Below are 16302 nucleotides of genomic sequence, written 5' to 3'. Positions count from 1 at the left end.
GGGGCCCCGTGGCGACGGCCCGGCCCCGGGCCCCGGTGACCGCGACGCCCAAAACCGGTTGTGCACCGCCCTCGTGGTGATGTCGGATCGGCGGCATGACGATCGCACTCGCGACACCGCGGGCAGACGGGCTGGGCGGCGCCGTCGGCGCACTGCGGGAGTGGCAGCACGAGGGCGCGCCGGCGCAACTGCATCCGGGAGACCTGGGCTGGTTCCGGCGGTTCGGCGCGGAGGCCGCCGCCGCGGGGGTCCGGACCTGGAGCCGGGCCGGCCGGATCCTCGCCGTCGGGCTGCTCGACGGTCCCGGGCTGGTGCGGCTGACAACAGCTCCGGACGCCCGTGGCGACGAGGAGCTGGCGCACCGGCTGGCCGAGGACGTGACCCGTCCCGCGCGCGGTGTGCTGCCCGGGGGGAGGGCGAACGTCGAGGCGCCGAAGGACGCGCTGCTCCGGGAGCTGCTCGGCGAGGCGGGCTGGGGCGCCGACGAGCCGTGGACGCCGCTGGCCCGTGACCTCGCGCGGCCCGTGGAGGACCCGGGCGTGCGGATCGACGTGGCCGGGCCGGAACACGCGCACCTCGTCGCCGCCGTGCACCGCTCGGCGTTCGACGGGTCACGGTTCACGGAAGGGCACTGGCACGCGATGGCGGCCGGGCTCCCCTTCGCCGAGGCCCGGTGCCTGCTCGCCCGCGACGAGCGGGGCGAGGCGGTGGCGACCGTGACGGTGTGGTCGGCCGGCCCGGGACGGCCCGGACTGCTCGAACCGATGGGCGTGCACCAGGAACACCGCCACCGCGGCTACGGACGGGCGATCACTCTCGCCGCGGCGGCCGCACTGCGGGACATGGGCGCCTCCAGCGCACTCGTCTGCACCCCGAGCTCCCGCACCGGCGCCGTGGCCACGTACGAGTCGGCGGGTCTTCTGCGGCGCCCCGAGATCCACGACTGCGTCCGCCGGGCCTGAGGGCCGTCCGCCGGGGCAGCACGCTCGCGGCGGGCCGGCTGATCATGGAACGCGTGGTTCGGGGCACACGGCGGTCGATGACGTTCGTGACCTGCCGAGGGAGATGCCGTGCCGATACGCAGACCGGGAAGCGGCACACGCCGTGCCCGCACCACCGAACCGCTGCGCAGCCCCCTCCTCACCCTCGCCCTGGCCGGCGCCCTGATCTGCGGCGCGGCCCTCCTCTTCCTGCGCTTCGCCCACTGGGCCGGCGCCCACCCGGTCACCGCCGGGGCTCTGGCCGTGCTCGCCGTCCCCGTGCTCTACATCCTGTTCCGGGCGATGCCGCGCACCCGGGAACTGCGCCGGGCAGCCCGCGAGGCCATGGCACCGCCCCCCGGCGAAGCCGCCGGCACGCCCCGCGACGAGGTCCCGGAGCCGTTCCCCTCCGCCTCGGTCCGGGCGGCAGGACCCGCCCCCGTCCCCGGCGCACGGGACGGGCTCACCGCCGTACTCCCGCCGCCGGCCGCCGACCCGGCCGCGCTCGACTTCGGCGCACTCGACCCCGACGGCTTCGAGGCGGCCGTGGCCGCGCTGTGCGAACGGGACGGCTGCCAGGAGGCCGAGGTCACCGGCGGCGCGGGTGACCTCGGCGCCGACGTCCTCGCCACCGCACCGGACGGGCGGCGCGTCGTCGTGCAGTGCAAGCAGTACGGACCCGCGCACAAGGTGGGCTCCCAGGACCTCCAGCGCTTCGGAGGTACCTGCTGGACGGTCCACGGGGCACAGCTCGCCACCATGGTGACGACCAGTGAGTTCACGGCGCCCGCCCTGGAGTACGCGCGGGCCTGCGGCATCCGCTGCGTGGACGGGGCCATGCTCGCCGCCTGGGCCGAGGGTTCGGGCCCCGCCCCCTGGGGCCCGGCGATGCCGGACACGGCCTGAGGAGCACGCTCGCGGCCACGGTGCGGAGCCCGCTGAGCCTGCCGCCCCGTATCCGGCACCGGGCATCGGTCGGGGGCCGGACCCGTCCGTCCCCGCCCGCTGTCAGGGGCCGGTCCCCTCCTCGTCCTCATCCGCTTCGCGTTCGCCGACGCTGACCAGCCCCGTCTCGCAGGCGGCGATGACGGCCTGCACGCGGTCTCGGAGCCCGAGCCTGGCGAGGAGGCGGGCGACATGCGTCTTCACGGTCGCCTCGGCCAGGTGCGGGCGGGCGGCGAGTTCGGCGTTGCTCAGCCCCCGGGCGAGCAGGCCGAGCACCTCAAGTTCGCGCGGGGTGAGCGCGGCGAGATCGCGCTGTCCGCCGACTCCGCCCTGATCCCGGTCATCGGCAAGAAGAACCACTTCACCGGTACGGCCGCCGGCGTGGCCCGCTCGGGCCCGTACGCAAGGCTGCACAGATGATCGAGCGAGAAACCGCCGTGCGCACCGTCGAAGAGCAGCTGGAGCGCGACTACCGGAAGTGGCGCGCGGTGGACGTGGGCGCGGTGCGCACGGCCGTGGTCCAGGTGGAGGAACACGAGCTCGTGTGGATCGTCTCCTGGCAGTCCGAGGAATTCGTACGCACCCGGAACCCGCGGTCCATGCTCATCGGCAGCGGCCCGTACCTGGTCGACCGCGCCGACGGAGGTCTGCACCGCATCGGCGCCGTCTCCATGGCGACCGGCGCGTGGGAGGACGACTACCGGGCCCGGATACGCGGACTGCCCGTACGCACGGCCCTGGACGACCTGCACGACGAACTGCGCGCGGTCGCCGCGGCGCGCGGACGCCTGCACGCGGTGCGCACGCTGCGCGGGAAGGTCCCGGAACTGCTGCCCGCGGCGGCCCTCGCATACGTCAACGGCCTGGCGGACGGCGATGTGCCCGTGCACCTCGTGGCCATCGCCGCCGCCGGACTCGTGACGCCTCTCGATCCCGTGCTCGCCGTGGTCACCGTTCGCGCCGGAACCGCCGGCCACGAGCCGCGGGACAGCCCATAGGCCGTGTCCGCGAAGTTCCGTCGCACGTCAGAAGGGCGCGGCCCGCGGCGCACGGTGCGCGCACCCGGTGCAGTCGCCGGGGCAAGGTGGGGGACATGACGACGATCCTCGGAGCCGTAGTCCTCGGCACGCCCGACCCGCCCGCTCCGGCCGACTTCTAACGTGCCCTCCCGGGCTGGGAGGAGGTCGACCGGGAGCCGGAATGGGTCAGACTGAGGGCCCCGGAACAGGGAGCGCCCCGGCCTCAGCTTCCAGCTGGAGGCCGACCACACACCCCCGGTCTGGCCCCAGCTCCCGGGAACCCAGCAGATGCAGGCGCACCTGGACATCCAGGTCGACGACTTGGAGGCGGAGACCCGGCGGGCCCGCGCCCTGGGCGCGACGCCGGAGGAGCTCCAGCCCCAGAAGAACGTACGCGTCCTGCGCGACCCCCACGGCCACCCGTTCTGCCTCTTCCTCCCCGGCGCCTGAGTCGGACGGGCGGAGACTACGCGCACCACACCCGGCCGAACCGTGCCACGTAGTGCCACACCTTCTTGACCGCCCGAGCGTCGAAACGCCCCGTGCGGGCCGCCGCTCCGACGACGCGGGGGTCGAGCACACCATCGACGGCGATCGCCGTGCCCAGGTCGACGTACTCCTGACCGCGGTACCCCGGGTGACGGCGCAGTTCCCCGACCGTGAGCCGGAAACCCGGATGCCACTCCACGGGGCAGCCGAGGCGCAGCGCGGCGGCCTCGACGGCCGTGTCCCGGTAGCAGGGGTCCAGCACCAGCGCCTCCACATGGCAGTCCGGGCGGACCGGCCCGTGCACCTGCGCCTCGATGTAGTCGTCCAGGGCGTCCTGACGGCCGGCCAGGGCGAGGCCGACGAGCCCCATGCGGGAGACGACCCCGAAATCCACTGGCTCAAGGAAGCTGTCGGGGTAGCAGAACGTGGTGCGCTCCAGCGTCTCGACGCCCAGCCGGAAGTGCGCCGAACCGAACCGCGGCGCCCCACCGGCCGGCTGCCGGCGGAAGTTCAACGCTCCGTAGACAGGCCGCTCGTGGGCGGGTGCCGTGTCGTACGCCCCGGCGAATATCCGGCTCTCCCAGCGCCACCGGTCACCGCCCGGGTACGCGGTCAGGCCGCCGTTGCTGGTTCCGGTGACGAACTGCGAGCAGTAGGAGCCGGTTCGGGCCATCGACTCCAGGATCGGCACGCCACGCACCGGACGGTCCGGGTGGAAGTTGAGGGTCACCCTGAGCGCGGGGTCCGCCGGAGGGCCCGACGCCAGCGAGGGCGACGTGATCCAGGGCCCGCCGCTGCGGCGTCCGGATGGGGGAGGGGAGACTCATCGGCACAGTGTTCCCCGAACCGGTCGGCCGCTGCACAGAATTGTGCGCGGGCCCGCCCGCCCCGGGAAGACGACGCGGTGGAGAGAATGGCCTGTGTTCCGTGTTACCCGACGGGGAGGTCCCTTGTGAGTCCGGCCGAACAGATACTTCCGCTCGCGGGCGTCGCCCTGGGAGCCGTCATGTCGTTCCTGGTGAGCAGCACGACCGAGCGTACGAGGTGGCGCAGGCAGCAGGCCGTCCGCTGGGACGAGCGCCGCCTCGCCGCGTACGCCGAGTACGCCCATGCCGTCAAGGAGTTGGCGGCGCGCTATCAGATGATCGCCGCCGCCCGCGGCCTGACGTCGGGCCCCGTCCCGCTGGAGCCGACCCCTGAAGTGCTTTCCGAGGTAGGCCAGTTGGAGTCCCGGCGCTCCGCGCTGTCGGAGACGCTGGGACTGCTCGGCGACACCGAGGCGAATACCGCGTCCAAGTCGCTGGACCACTGCCTGTGGCGGCTGGAGTCCCTGGCCCGGGGCGTCGAGATGGAGGCCGGACAGGACTGGAACCAGGCCTATCTGGAATTCCGCAACGCGCGAGACCGCTACGTCGAGCGCGCACGGGCCAGCCTCGGCGTGACCGGGGCCGTCGCCCGTGACGTGGCCTGGCCCGCCGCCTGGCGTCCCGCCGGGTCGTCATCCGCACCGTGAAACCGCGCTCCTCACCCGGCGCGGCGGCGACCGCGGCTCCTTCCCGGGCTCAGGCGAGGAGCCGTACGACCAGTGCCAGGAGCACGAGGGGCAGACCACGACCCCCGTGAGCTGCCGGCTCGGCCCGCCCGCCGTGAGCCCTGCCACGCTCCTGCGCTACCTTCGTGAAGACCATGGACGACGAGGCCGAGGCACCTTTCATCGACCCGGATTCGGACTACCCGTGCTGCTGGTTCTGCCCGGCGCTGCGGTTTCCGCGCACCGGTTTCCTCGTCGCGGACCGGCCCAGCAGGGACTGGCCGTTCGACGCGGCGGACGGCTACCGGTACACCGTGGACACCCGGACCCCGGTCTGCGTACACCCCGGCCGGGTCGGCGTGGAACCGGAGCGCACAGCCCGGATCTACGTGGACCCTCCGCCGCCGGACCCCGGGCAGGCCGGTCCCGGGCAGTCCGCGCGGCGCCGCCGGTGGTGGCGGCTTCGACCCGGTCCGCGGAGCGCACCGGGTCAGGGGTAGCCTGCTTCCCCATGACGCGTGCCTGGTTGCTGTCACTGGTGTTCTTCGTCTGCGGCTGCGCCGTCGCGACCGGGTCGTTCCGCAGAGGACACATCGCCGAGGGCGCCACCATCGCGGCGGCCTTCACACTGCTCGCGTACCTGAACTCGCCCCTCATCTTCCCCAGGTCGCTCGCCGCGTCGGAGGCACAACGCCGCAGCGCGCTCGACGGCCGCCCGGTCGTCTTCTGGCGTCCGGGCTGCGCGTACTGCCTGCGCCTGCGCTTCAGGCTCGGCCACCGCGCCCGCCAACTGCACTGGGTCGACATCTGGCGCGACCCGGAGGGCGCGGCGGTGGTGAGGGCGGCCAACGACGGCAACGAAACGGTCCCGACCGTCGTCGTGGCCGGCACACCTCACACCAACCCGGACCCGGCATGGGTACGCGACCAACTGGCCCCCTCCGCACGACGGGACCGCGACATCGGAAGCTGAACGCGACGAGGCCGCGCAACAGCCTCACCTCACGCGCTCACACACCCCTCGCCGCCACCCGGGCGGGCCGCCGCCTCCGCGTCCTGGACGGCGATGCCCAGCAGGCCGGCGACCGTGCCGAGGGCCTGCCCGAGCGGCAGCGAGATCCGCGTGACGGCCCGGTCGTCGCCCCGGGTCGGCTCCCGGTTCACGATGAACACCGGCTTTCCGGCCCCAGCGGCCTGCCGGACGAACCTGAGCCCTGACATCACCGTCAGCGAGGAGCCGAGGACCAGGAGCGACGTCGCCCCGTCGATCAGTTCCCGGCAGTGCTCGACCCGCGCCGCAGGTACGGTTTCGCCGAAGAACACCACATCCGGCTTGAGGACACCGCCACAGACCGCGCACGGCACCACCCGGAAGTCACCGACCTGCTCATCGGTGAGGTCCGCGTCACCGTCCGGATTGACCGCCGCGGCCACCGGTTCGAACCCCGGATTGGCCTCCTCCAGCCGCCGGGCGACCTCCCCGCGCGAGACGAACGTTTCGCAGGAAAGACAGACGACCCGGTCCAGGCCCCCGTGCAGCTCCACGACATCCTCGCTGCCCGCCGCCTGATGCAGACCGTCGACGTTCTGCGTGATCACCCCCGAGAGCAGCCCACCGCGCCCGAACGCGGCCACCGCCCGGTGACCGGTGTTCGGGCGCGCCCTCCGGAAGGTCTTCCAGCCGAGGTGACTGCGTGCCCAGTAACGGCGCCGGGCCTGAGCACCGGCGGTGAAGTCCTGGTACGTCATCGGAGTGTGCCGGCTCAGGCTCCCGCCCTCGCCCCGGTAGTCCGGGATGCCGGACTCCGTCGAGATGCCCGCCCCGCTCAGCACCAGCACACCGCCGGCCCGGAGCGCTTCGACGACGGGGGCCGGATCGGTGGTGGCGGGTGGCAGGCTGCCGGAGGGAGTCCAGCTCAGAGTGGGGCGCATGCGCATGCCTCCAGGGTACGGAACGGGCCCCGCCACCCCGAGGTCACGACAGGAGTTCGACGTACCCGTCCGTTCCGTGTACACGAATACGCTGCCCGTCCCGGATCAGCCGGGTCGCCCTCTCCACACCCACGACGGCCGGCAGACCGTACTCCCGGGCGATCACCGCACCATGTGTCATCAGGCCGCCCACCTCCGTCACCAGCCCCGCGATGCCGACGAACAACGGCGACCAGCTGGGGTCCGTGAACGTCGTGACCAGGATGTCGCCCGCCTCCAGATCCGCCTGGGCCACATCGAGGACGACGCGCGCCCTTCCCTCGACGGTCCCGGCGGAAACCGGCAGACCCGTCAGCGCACCGTGCGGCACATCGTCCCGCTGCCGGTACGCCCCGTTGACGGCGTCACCCTCCGACGTCAGCACCCGCGGCGGCGTGAGCGAGCAGTACGCCCGGAACGCCTCCTTGCGCCCCCGGACGAGCCGCGCGTCCACCTCGTTCGCGCGCACGGCATCCCGGAACTCCTCGAAAGTGAGCGCGAAGACATCCTCCTTCTCGGCGAGCACCCCGTCCCGCACCAGCCGTTCGGCCTCCCGCATCAGGGCCTGCTTGTAGACGAAGTAGCGGCTGACGATGCCGTACTTCGGATACTCCCGGTATCCGATGAAGGTGCGGACCCGGTCGATCATCCGCTCGGTCTCATCGGCCTTCCGCCCCCCGTCCGGAAGGGCCCGCAACCGGGACAGCACATCCCGCTCCTTCGCCAGAGCCCGCTGCCGCCCCTCCTCGAAGCGCCGCCCCGCGGCACCCGGCTCGAACATCCGCACGTTGTCGAGGATCACGGGCACCAGCGCGGAAGGGCGCTCACGCCACCGCGGCCTCGTGATGTCGATCTCGCCGACACACCGCATGCCGTACCGGTCCAGGTACGCCTCGATGGCGTCGCGCGCCTCGGCCCCGCCCGCGACCTTCGCCAGGCCGTCCAGAAAACCGTCGTCGTCCCCGACGCCCCGCAGATACGCGACCACCTGCGGACACGGTCGCACCACGTCCGCCACATCCAGCAGCGCGAGCCCCATCTCGGACGTCACATTGCCGGGCGCGGACAGCGTGAGCGTGTCGGCCGCGTTCTTCTCGCCCAGCCACTCCCACAGCTTGTCGTTGAGCCACCACGTGGCCTCCATCCCCGCCATGATCGCCTGAATGCTCAGCGGATCGCTCAGGACGCGTTTGTGCTCGTCGAAGGCCTCCAGCAGGAAATCGAACAACTCCGGACCGGACCGCGCCCGGATATCCCGCTCCAGGGCGGCGACGGACTCCTCGCTGCGCCGGATCAGCTCCCGAACGACCGCCGGGTCCGTCTCGACCGGCACCGGGGCGGCCCCGCCGGCGGGCGGCCCACCGGGAGCGGCGTCCGGGAGCGACGGCAGGAAACCCGCGCGCTCGATGACGGTCTCCAGAGCGTCCCTGACCAGTGGATCGCCCTTCCCCATGAGGTCCAGGAGCCCGGCACGGCTCGCCGGCGAGGCCAGTCGCGGCGTGACATCGACGAACAGCCTCCCGCCCGCCGCGTGCATCGGCACCATGGCGGTCAGCTGCCACAGGGAGAGCCCCAGGGGCATCATGGCATCGGTCATCATCTGCTGATGCCCGACGGACACGTAGACGTGGTTCTCCTCGTCGTCCGCCTCGGGAACGGGGAAGAGCGTGGTGACCGGCCGGCTCTGAACGATCCGGAATTCGCCGTCGGCCAGGCACCATTCGATGTCCTGCGGGCTGCCGAAGTGCGCCTCGATCCGCCGCCCGAGCCTCACGAGCCGCACCGCCTGCTCATCCGTCAGCGCCGGCTGCTCCTGCTGCTCCGAGCCGATCGGCACCTCCCGCGTACCGCCCTCCGGCAGGGCCCGCACGGCCCGCCGCTTGGCCACGACCGACTTGTCGATGATCTCGTCGCCGCGCACCTTGAAGACATCCGGGTTCACCAGACCGGACACCAGGGCCTCGCCCAGCCCGAAACCGGCGTCCACCGTGGAGACCTTCCGGTTTCCCGTGACGGGGTCGGCCGTGAACAGAATGCCGGACGCCTCCGGGAACACCATGTGCTGCACGACCACGGCCATCTGGACCGTGCGGTGGTCGATACCGTTGCGCTGCCGGTAGGTCACGGCCCGCTCGGTGAACAGCGAGGCCCAGCACCGGCTGATGTGCCGGAGGACCTGCTCCGCCCCGATGACGTTCAGATACGTGTCCTGCTGGCCGGCGAAGGACGCCGTCGGCAGATCCTCCGCCGTCGCGCTGGACCGCACGGCGTAGGCGGCCCGTTCTCCGTGCCGGGCCAGCGCGTCCGTGACGGCCGCCGCGAGATCGCCCGGCAGGGCGAGGCCCTCGATGGTCCGGCGGATCTCCGCGCTGAGCCCGCGGATCGCCTCCCGGTCGTCCGCGTCCAACCGCGCCAGCCGACCGAGCCGCGCGGCAACGGACGGCGCCGCGGCGACGACCCGCCGGAAGCCCTCCGTCGTCACGCAGAACCCGTCCGGCACACGGACCGCCTCGATCCGCGACAGCGCCCCCAGATGCGCGCCCTTGCCACCGACGACCGCGATCCGCTCCTCGTCGACCTCATGAAGATCCAGCACGTACGGCTCACTCATCGCGAGACCTCCGAACCGGCCGCGCCCCGTCGCGGTGCCTCGGGCGCCCGGTCGGCGACCGCCCTGCGCACCCGCACTGCCGGTCCCACCATTGCTCGCACGTAGTGCCTCATTTCCGCAGGTTGTGGCCTTGGCCGACGATTGTGCGCCACCCTCCGGGCCTTGCCGCAAGCCCCCCAGTCCGCTATAAATTGGGCACGGCAGGGAGAGTGTTCTCCCTGCCTTCGCTGTTGTACGCCGTGTCGGCCGGGCCGTACGCCACCGCCGCGCGACCAGCCACCTCCCCGGGCTACGAAGCCGGCTTGCCCGCCCGGAGGAGCACCGGACGCAACCGGCTGTATCCCCGCACGGACACGGGACGGAGCGGCCGCAGCGCATAGCCCGCCGTCCCCGCCAGCTCGCCGGCGAGCGCGGTGTTCACCAGTACGGAGGCGGGCCGGGCCACCGCGGTGAGACGAGCCGCGATGTTCACCGCCGCCCCGTACACGTCACCGAAGCGCCCGATGACCGCACCGTGGGCCAGCCCGGTGCGCACCTGCGGCAGCACAGGGTCGGCGTCGGCGCGGGCGGTGAGTTCCAGAGCGATGTCGGCGGCGGCCGCCGCCGAGTCGCACACGAACAGCACCTCGTCGCCGATGGTCTTCACCACCTGCCCGAGGCCCTCGGCCACCACGTCACCCGTCATGGTCTCGAACCGGTCGAGAACCCGTACGAGCGCGGCCCCGTCCAGTCCACGGCTCAACCGCGTGTAGCCCACCATGTCGGTGAAACCCACCGCCCTGTCACGTACATGCGCACCATCACCGGGTGTGCCCGGCGCCGAGCCGTCCTCCCGGACCTCGGAAAGCACATGACCGGCGTGCGCCACGAGGTGGCGCCGCCACACGTAGCGCTGGACCAGTTCGATCTCCGGCAGCAGCGCCGCCATGTGGTCCAGCAGGACGTCCCTGCCGGGCGCCGGGCCTGCGTCCCCGTCCGTCCAGTCGCGCAGGGTGCGCATCTGCCAGTCCGCGAGCCGGGAGAGATGATGCCCGAGCGCACGGGCCATCATCGTCTCGCTCTCCTCGGTGATGAGTCCTGCCGCGACCAGACGCTCCCCGGCGCGCAGGGCCTCGACATCGGCATCCGTGAACACCCTCGCGTCCTCGTCGACCGCGGGGAAACCGAGCGCCCGCCAGACCCGCACGGCATGCTCGAACCCCACCCCGGCCCGCTCGGCGACCTCCCGCCGCGTCCACACACGCCCCCCGCCGAGCAGCACATCCTCGACGGACCGCGGCTCCCGGTCCTCGGATCTCCCGGGAGTCGTGGCGCTCACGTGGTGTGCACGATCAGCACATCGAGGCCGGCCCTTCTGGCGACATCCGCCGGCACGGAACCGAGAAGCCGCCCGGCCAGTGAGCGCAGCCCGCGGTTGCCGACGACCAGCAGATCGGCCGAGCACTCCCGCGCGGTGCGCACGAGCGCCGGAACCGGATCGCCTTCCACGGCGACCGACCGCACCTCGGCCGCACCCTGGAGACGGGCCCGGTCCCGGGCGGTCCTCAAGGTCTCCTCAGCGGGCGCCGACCCCACGACCTGATAGGCCTCCGCTCCTAACTGGTCCTTCGCGAGGGCGAGTTCAGGTCCGCGCATGGGTGCGTAGGCGCAGGTGACCACAAGCTCGGCCCCGCACACCGCGGCGAGCCGCGCAGCGGCCTCGACCGCCGCGAACGACGACTCCGATCCATCCGTGCCGACCAACAGGGTCCGGTAGGCAGTCAAGGCAAACTCCTTACTCTGAAGTAAACTTACTTCAGAGTAAGGTATGTCGCCGCCGAAGGTGAACTCCTTGAGCAGGTGCGGGAAGAGGGCGGTCACCTGGACGAGGGAGGAGACGTCCGTATGACGTTCCTCGGCCCCGCCACGGACCGGGGCACCCGGCGCCCGCTCCGAGGCGGCACGCCGGATCCGTCACGCGAAGGAGAAGAGGGCGGCGGCTTCGGCGGGCGTGACCGCCTGACGACGCCCGGGGACACCGTGAACGGCGGACGCACCCTCGGAACGCAGCTGGTCGGCACCGGCGTCCCGAGCCGTGAGGGCGGCGTAGGCGCGGATGTCCGCGGCGGTGAGGTCGGTGCGGCCGCGTTCGGTGTACTGCTGGACGAGGTGGGCGACGCCCGGATCGAACCGAAGCATGGTCACCGGGGCGTCGAAACGCCTGGCGACGGCGATGAGCCGCGCGCGTGCCTGTGGCGTGACGTTCGTCGACTCGGCGACCGCGCTGCGTCCGGCCGCGAGCCTGGCGACGATCCTGCGGTCGCGTTCCTCGAAGATCCGTGCGTCCGCCGCGTCGGATTCGGCGCCGGATTCCACTTCGGATTCCGTTTCGGTGGCTGGGGCCCCGAAGAGCTCCGCGCGGATCTCGTCGCTGGACACCACGGCTTCCGCACGGATCTGCCCGCCCGCGATCAGCGCCTGAACGAAGCTGGTCTTGCCCGAAGCCGGGGGGCCCACGAGGACGATGAGCCCTGCCGGAACCCGGACGGCCGGGGCGGGAGCGCCGAGGCGGACCTCGCCCGCGCGGGCGAGGGCACGGCGGTTCAGGCGCCGGCGCAGTCGCCGCCGCATCCATTCCAGAGGATTCGTCGACACGCGCCCATCTTGCCTGCCGAGGGCCTGCCCCCGGTGATGCCGAGCCCGATCGGAGAGGTCGAGGTCGCTCAGGCGGGCCGCGGATTCCAAGGGTTCGCCGGCCCAGGGCCGGCCGCCCCACCTCGAGGTCGTGGCCGGTGAGGCCGCTCTCGTCCTCGACGATGCCGGCGATGCGATGGGCGAGTTTCATCACCTCCAGGGCCGCCGGCTCCCAGTGGCGGAAGGCGATCTCGATGGGGGCGGTGTCCCCGTAGCAGTCGAGCTGTACGCGCCCCGGCGGACCGGCCGTCCCAAGCGCGAGCCTGTAAGGAACTCCTCGGACTTCGCTCCGTACGGGACCACGGCCGTACGCCGCGTCATCCGGGCGCACCCGGCCCGTTCTCCCTGCGCCCGTCGCGGCGGCCCGTCCCCACTGATCCCTACCGGCCCGCGAGTTCCTACACTCGCGGGATGAACAGCCTCAGGTGTACCCACTGCGGAACGGTCGGCCTGGCCGACGGCTTTGTCGAGGACGCGGGCGACCACTCGCGCGGATACGCGCGATGGATCGAAGGCGCGTTGGAGCGGGGAATCTTCGGGGGAGCCAAGCGCATGGGCCGGCTCCGGCGGCAGATAGAGGCGTTCCGCTGCCCCAAGTGCGGCCACCTCGAACTGTTCGCCACGGGCGAGGTGTAGCTGCCCTCTGTCGGCGCGGATCCGCTTCGAAAGGGTCCGAGTGTTCATGGACCGGCTCTCCGGCCGCCGCCTGCCCCTTCATGAGACGCCGTACCCGGCCGAGTGCGGCGCCGTACCCGAACTCGTGACACGCCCCTCCCTGCCGCCCCCGGCGCCCGGAGCGGAGGTCATGCGGGACTCGGCTTCTTCCGGTCCCACTGCCACGTCCACAGCGCCCCGGCGCGGTGGTCATGTTCGTAACCCTCGCCCAGGTGCCCGACACGTTCGATCGCCTCCGCGGCGCGGGGATCGTCGCGCGGGGCGAGACCGTAGGCCGCTTCCAGCCGTGTCCACTGGTTTTCCTCGCCGGTAAGGGCCGCCAGGGCATCCGCGACGGCGGCCGAGCGGTCCGGCGAGGACGCGAGCTGTTCGGCTGCCGCGTGGCGTGCAAGGGGGTCGGAGTCCTCGGCCGGCCCCAGCAGAGCACGGATGAGGTCCAGTTGCAGACCGGTGTACGGCACCCTACGGCGTACGCGCGGGTCCGGGTGGGTGCGGAGCCGGAGGCCGACGGACTCCAGAAGGGGGTGCTCGTGCTCGGTGTACGTGTCGAGGACTGTCGCGAGGACGCCCCCGCCGGTTTCCTCCAGGCGCCCAGGCGGCCGGCGGATCGCCGGATTCCGCCGTGCCCCGCTCGTACGGTGCGGCCGCCCAGCGACACCTCGTCGACGTAGTGGTACTCGTCGTCCAGCAGCCGTACGGACCGGGCCGCAGGCACCCGTCCTGCGCCGCAGCTCATCGGCGGCTCCGTTCGCGTACCAGGTCCTGGCGGAAGACAGCAGCCGGTCACGGGACGCTCCGGAGAGCCGCGGCACCACGTCGCCGGCCGCCATCGCCGCGACGATGTCCGGGGAACCCCCGTCCACGTCACGCCCAAGCGGTGTGCTTCCGTCCGGCTGGACCAGACCGGGGTCCGCGCCGCGTCGCCGCACCCCACCGCTGTCGACAACCGCTGCCCAAGACCGTCGCGGTTCATGTCCCGCCCTCCTCGCCCACGCCCCCGCCGGCCCCTTGACCCCGGACGTCCGCGCCTGACGGGCAGGCCAGTCGCCTCCTCACGGGCCGGGCGCGGGCGGATGCCTGGACCGGCCTGTCAGTGGTCCGGTGCATGATCGGCGCATCGGTTCAACCTACGGATGGGAACGCTATGCCGATCACGAACCAGCAGGTGGCGGAACGGAAGTTTCTGCGGCCGCTGTACGCGGACACCTACTACCCCGGCCACGTCCTCGACAAGGGCCGAGCCATCCTGATCCGCTTGTGCGAGCGGATCGAGGCGGAGCAGCCCAGGGACCTGACGGGGCTGTACGCGCTGACCCACGCGGCGACGGAGGAATTCAACCGGCTGGAAGCGGAGTTCGAGGCGGCCGGGAGCGAGATGGAAACGGTGGCGCGCGAGGAGATCGCCGAGGACTTCTGGTTTGTCGCCTCGTCCTACGGATTCACGGACGCGGACGCGGAGGAACTGATCGCTCCCCGGGACTGGTGAGACCGCCCCGCCGCACGAGGGGAAGCCGTTGAACTCGACGCTCACCGCGGCGTTCCGCCAAACGGGGTGGGCGTGGAGTGGCACATGCGTGTTCCCTCGGCGGGGTGTTGGGCGAGCCCGAGGATGTGAACGGTATGGGCCACCGGCCAATCACAGCTGAGAGCGGGAACTTCACGTGGCGGACGCAACAGGCTCCTCGACGAAGACCGACGCGTGGACGGAGGTGCGCGACGCGATCACGACCAGGGCCGTACTGGTCATGGTGGGAGTGCTGCTGCTCCAATTGGGCTTCGCACTCTCGTACATGGGGGCATTCCACGCTCCCAAGCCCCACCGGATCCCGATCACACTGGTTGCCCCGCAGGCAGTGCGGGCAGACCTGGTGGCCCGGCTCGACGCACTGCCCGGCGACCCGTTGCACGTCACCCCGGTCCTGGACCGGGAAAAGGCTCGGGCGCGGCTCCTGGAACGCAAGACCGACGCGGCCCTGATCGTATCGGTGACCGGGCGAACCGACACCTTGCTGGTCGCCTCGGCGGGCGGGCCGTCCGCGGCCGACGCCGCCACGAAGATCGTGCAGGCCGTGGAGCGCACGCAGGACCGTGCCCTGGTGGTCCGCGACATCCGCTCGCCCGCCGCAGGTGATTCGCGCGGGCTCTCATCCTTCTACCTGGTGCTCAGCTGGACGATCGGCGGCTACCTCGCCGCGTCGGCGCTGAACATGGCGGCCGGATCCAAGCGGCCCACCCTCCTGCGCTCCCTCGTGCGGCTGGCGGCGATGCTGCCCTACGCCCTCGTCTCCGGCATCGGTGGCGCGATCATCGTCGGGCCCGTGCTCCACTGTCTGCCCGGCGCCTTCTGGGAACTCGTCGGCATCGGCACGCTGGTCGTCTTCGCATCCGGCGCCGTGGGCGTGGCCCTGCAGTCGCTGGCCGGGACGATCGGGCTGGGGCTCACCATCCTCATCTTCACCATTCTCGGCAACCCCAGCTCGGGCGGGGTCTATCCGGCGTCACTGCTGCCGCCGTTCTGGGCCGCGATCGGCCAGGCCCTGCCGCCCGGAGCCGGGACCACGGTGGTGCGCAACACCGTCTACTTCGACGGCAACAACACCACCGGGGCCCTGTGGATCCTCGGCGCCTGGGCCTTCGGTGGAATCGCGGTGGCGATCCTGTCCGCCGCCCTGCGCGACCGGCGGCAGCGCCCGCGGACCGGGGCGGCCGCCCCCACCGGACAGGAGCCCCGGCCCGACGCGGGCTGAGGCCGTACCGGCCCGGTCCTCGGGCTCAGTACCGGAAGCCGACTATGCCGAAGCCGGGCAGCGCCTTCGCGCGCCGCATCCAGTCGAGGCACTGCTCGACAGCTCGCACGACCTCCGGCTCCTGCGGTGAGGCCGGACCCGACCCGGCGTCCGCGCCCCTGGCAGCCCCGTACTGCTCCAGAGCCTGGGCGACGCGGTCGGGCGTCCACTCCCCGCAGCCCGGCGTGAAGCTGTACGGCACCGGATCGGGTGGGCCGCCGTGGCTGAAGGACTCCACCGACACGGCGGTGATCCCCAGGGCGCCGAGCCCCTGATCGACCACGGACAGCCAGTCGCCCCGGTGCGGTGTGAAGCAGTCGTTGGGAAGGAACGCGCCGGAGAACGAGCACAGCCGCTCATAGGCGTACCCGTACTGGAAGGCATGGTTCCGGTCTTCGCTGAACGGCCCGCCATGAATGACCGCGCGCAGAGCCGCTTCCGCCGTGGGGGCGCCCTTCTCGATCTCGTCGCCGTGATAGTCGTCGTCGCGCGCCAGACTGTCCGCGAACCGGTCGCGCAGCACTTCGAACAACTGGTCGTCGCGGGAACCGACCAGGGCGCGTGCTGCCGCGACATCGAGCAGGTAGACGCTCAGCGAAGAACTCATGGAACGAACCTACGC

The 16302-nt window shown here is 72.3% G+C and carries 18 protein-coding genes and 1 pseudogene; 10 read left to right on the top strand and 9 right to left on the bottom strand.

Going from position 1 to position 16302, the window contains the following annotated elements; translation table 11 throughout:
- Positions 1 to 95: 95 nt before the first annotated feature.
- Together B082_RS0116285 and B082_RS0116280 are read left to right on the top strand one after the other, a co-directional pair.
- Positions 96 to 962 carry a GNAT family N-acetyltransferase gene (locus B082_RS0116285; protein WP_018552877.1) on the top strand — a complete coding sequence of 289 codons (867 nt, stop codon included), beginning with the start codon at positions 96 to 98 and terminating at the stop codon, positions 960 to 962.
- 108 nt (positions 963 to 1070) lie between these two features.
- On the top strand, positions 1071 to 1886 hold the full coding sequence (locus tag B082_RS0116280; protein ID WP_018552876.1) for a restriction endonuclease: 816 nt from the start codon (positions 1071 to 1073) through the stop codon (positions 1884 to 1886).
- Between the two features lie 102 nt (positions 1887 to 1988).
- On the opposite strand, the pseudogene B082_RS36210 reads toward B082_RS0116280, so the two are convergent.
- Positions 1989 to 2240 (bottom strand): annotated as a pseudogene (locus B082_RS36210) (response regulator transcription factor); the annotation flags it as partial.
- A gap of 101 nt (positions 2241 to 2341) precedes the next feature.
- Between B082_RS36210 and B082_RS0116265 the strand changes: the two are divergent.
- Positions 2342 to 2923 carry a YrhB domain-containing protein gene (locus tag B082_RS0116265; protein ID WP_026249859.1) on the top strand — a complete coding sequence of 194 codons (582 nt, stop codon included), beginning with the start codon at positions 2342 to 2344 and terminating at the stop codon, positions 2921 to 2923.
- A gap of 255 nt (positions 2924 to 3178) precedes the next feature.
- Entirely contained in the window at positions 3179 to 3394 is a 216-nt protein-coding gene (locus tag B082_RS38890) for a VOC family protein (protein WP_234018168.1), read from the top strand.
- Between the two features lie 16 nt (positions 3395 to 3410).
- On the opposite strand, the gene B082_RS0116255 is transcribed toward B082_RS38890, so the two are convergent.
- Positions 3411 to 4163 (bottom strand): DUF3626 domain-containing protein, encoded by a 753-nt coding sequence (locus B082_RS0116255; protein WP_018552871.1) that lies wholly within the window; start codon positions 4161 to 4163, stop codon positions 3411 to 3413.
- Between the two features lie 222 nt (positions 4164 to 4385).
- Between B082_RS0116255 and B082_RS0116250 the strand changes: the two genes are divergently transcribed.
- From B082_RS0116250 to B082_RS0116240, 3 genes are all read left to right on the top strand, one after another.
- Complete coding sequence (locus tag B082_RS0116250; RefSeq protein ID WP_018552870.1) at positions 4386 to 4946, top strand: hypothetical protein; 561 nt, start codon at positions 4386 to 4388, stop codon at positions 4944 to 4946.
- Positions 4947 to 5119: 173 nt separating this feature from the next.
- Positions 5120 to 5464 carry a hypothetical protein gene (locus B082_RS0116245; protein ID WP_018552869.1) on the top strand — a complete coding sequence of 115 codons (345 nt, stop codon included), beginning with the start codon at positions 5120 to 5122 and terminating at the stop codon, positions 5462 to 5464.
- An 11-nt stretch (positions 5465 to 5475) separates the two neighbouring features.
- Positions 5476 to 5937, top strand: coding sequence for a glutaredoxin domain-containing protein (locus tag B082_RS0116240; protein ID WP_018552868.1), 462 nt, complete (start codon positions 5476 to 5478; stop codon positions 5935 to 5937).
- A gap of 29 nt (positions 5938 to 5966) precedes the next feature.
- On the opposite strand, the gene B082_RS36200 is transcribed toward B082_RS0116240, so the two are convergent.
- From B082_RS36200 to B082_RS0116215, 5 genes are all read right to left on the bottom strand, one after another.
- The gene (locus tag B082_RS36200; RefSeq protein ID WP_051094629.1) at positions 5967 to 6902 is read right to left on the bottom strand and encodes an NAD-dependent protein deacetylase; all 936 of its coding nucleotides are present in this window, start codon (positions 6900 to 6902) and stop codon (positions 5967 to 5969) included.
- A 37-nt stretch (positions 6903 to 6939) separates the two neighbouring features.
- Entirely contained in the window at positions 6940 to 9546 is a 2607-nt protein-coding gene (gene rph / locus B082_RS0116230; RefSeq protein WP_018552866.1) for a rifamycin-inactivating phosphotransferase, read from the bottom strand.
- Positions 9547 to 9835: 289 nt separating this feature from the next.
- Positions 9836 to 10864, bottom strand: a complete 1029-nt coding sequence (locus B082_RS0116225; RefSeq protein WP_037710288.1) for an adenylate/guanylate cyclase domain-containing protein — start codon at positions 10862 to 10864, stop codon at positions 9836 to 9838.
- Complete coding sequence (locus B082_RS0116220) at positions 10861 to 11310, bottom strand: universal stress protein (protein ID WP_026249858.1); 450 nt, start codon at positions 11308 to 11310, stop codon at positions 10861 to 10863. Before B082_RS0116220 ends, B082_RS0116225 begins: the two co-directional genes overlap by 4 nt.
- 189 nt (positions 11311 to 11499) lie before the next feature.
- Complete coding sequence (locus B082_RS0116215; RefSeq protein WP_234018167.1) at positions 11500 to 12180, bottom strand: ATP-binding protein; 681 nt, start codon at positions 12178 to 12180, stop codon at positions 11500 to 11502.
- Positions 12181 to 12630: 450 nt separating this feature from the next.
- Here B082_RS0116215 and B082_RS0116205 point away from each other — a divergent pair, with 450 nt between their 5' ends.
- Entirely contained in the window at positions 12631 to 12855 is a 225-nt protein-coding gene (locus B082_RS0116205; RefSeq protein WP_018552861.1) for a hypothetical protein, read from the top strand.
- Between the two features lie 167 nt (positions 12856 to 13022).
- On the opposite strand, the gene B082_RS39190 is transcribed toward B082_RS0116205, so the two are convergent.
- A complete protein-coding gene (locus B082_RS39190) occupies positions 13023 to 13757 on the bottom strand; it encodes a hypothetical protein (RefSeq protein WP_158688879.1) in 735 nt (244 codons plus the stop codon).
- A 281-nt stretch (positions 13758 to 14038) separates the two neighbouring features.
- Here B082_RS39190 and B082_RS0116195 point away from each other — a divergent pair, with 281 nt between their 5' ends.
- Positions 14039 to 14380 carry a DUF5713 family protein gene (locus B082_RS0116195; RefSeq protein WP_018552859.1) on the top strand — a complete coding sequence of 114 codons (342 nt, stop codon included), beginning with the start codon at positions 14039 to 14041 and terminating at the stop codon, positions 14378 to 14380.
- Positions 14381 to 14555: 175 nt separating this feature from the next.
- On the top strand, positions 14556 to 15641 hold the full coding sequence (locus B082_RS0116190) for a membrane protein (protein ID WP_018552858.1): 1086 nt from the start codon (positions 14556 to 14558) through the stop codon (positions 15639 to 15641).
- Between the two features lie 25 nt (positions 15642 to 15666).
- Here B082_RS0116190 and B082_RS0116185 read toward each other — a convergent pair whose 3' ends face one another.
- The gene (locus B082_RS0116185; RefSeq protein WP_018552857.1) at positions 15667 to 16287 is read right to left on the bottom strand and encodes a DUF7691 family protein; all 621 of its coding nucleotides are present in this window, start codon (positions 16285 to 16287) and stop codon (positions 15667 to 15669) included.
- Positions 16288 to 16302 lie beyond the last annotated feature (15 nt).

The organism is Streptomyces sp. ATexAB-D23 (genome assembly GCF_000373645.1).
GTDB classification, from domain to species: domain Bacteria; phylum Actinomycetota; class Actinomycetes; order Streptomycetales; family Streptomycetaceae; genus Streptomyces; species Streptomyces castrisilvae.
This window is presented reverse-complemented; position numbering and strand designations above follow the sequence as displayed.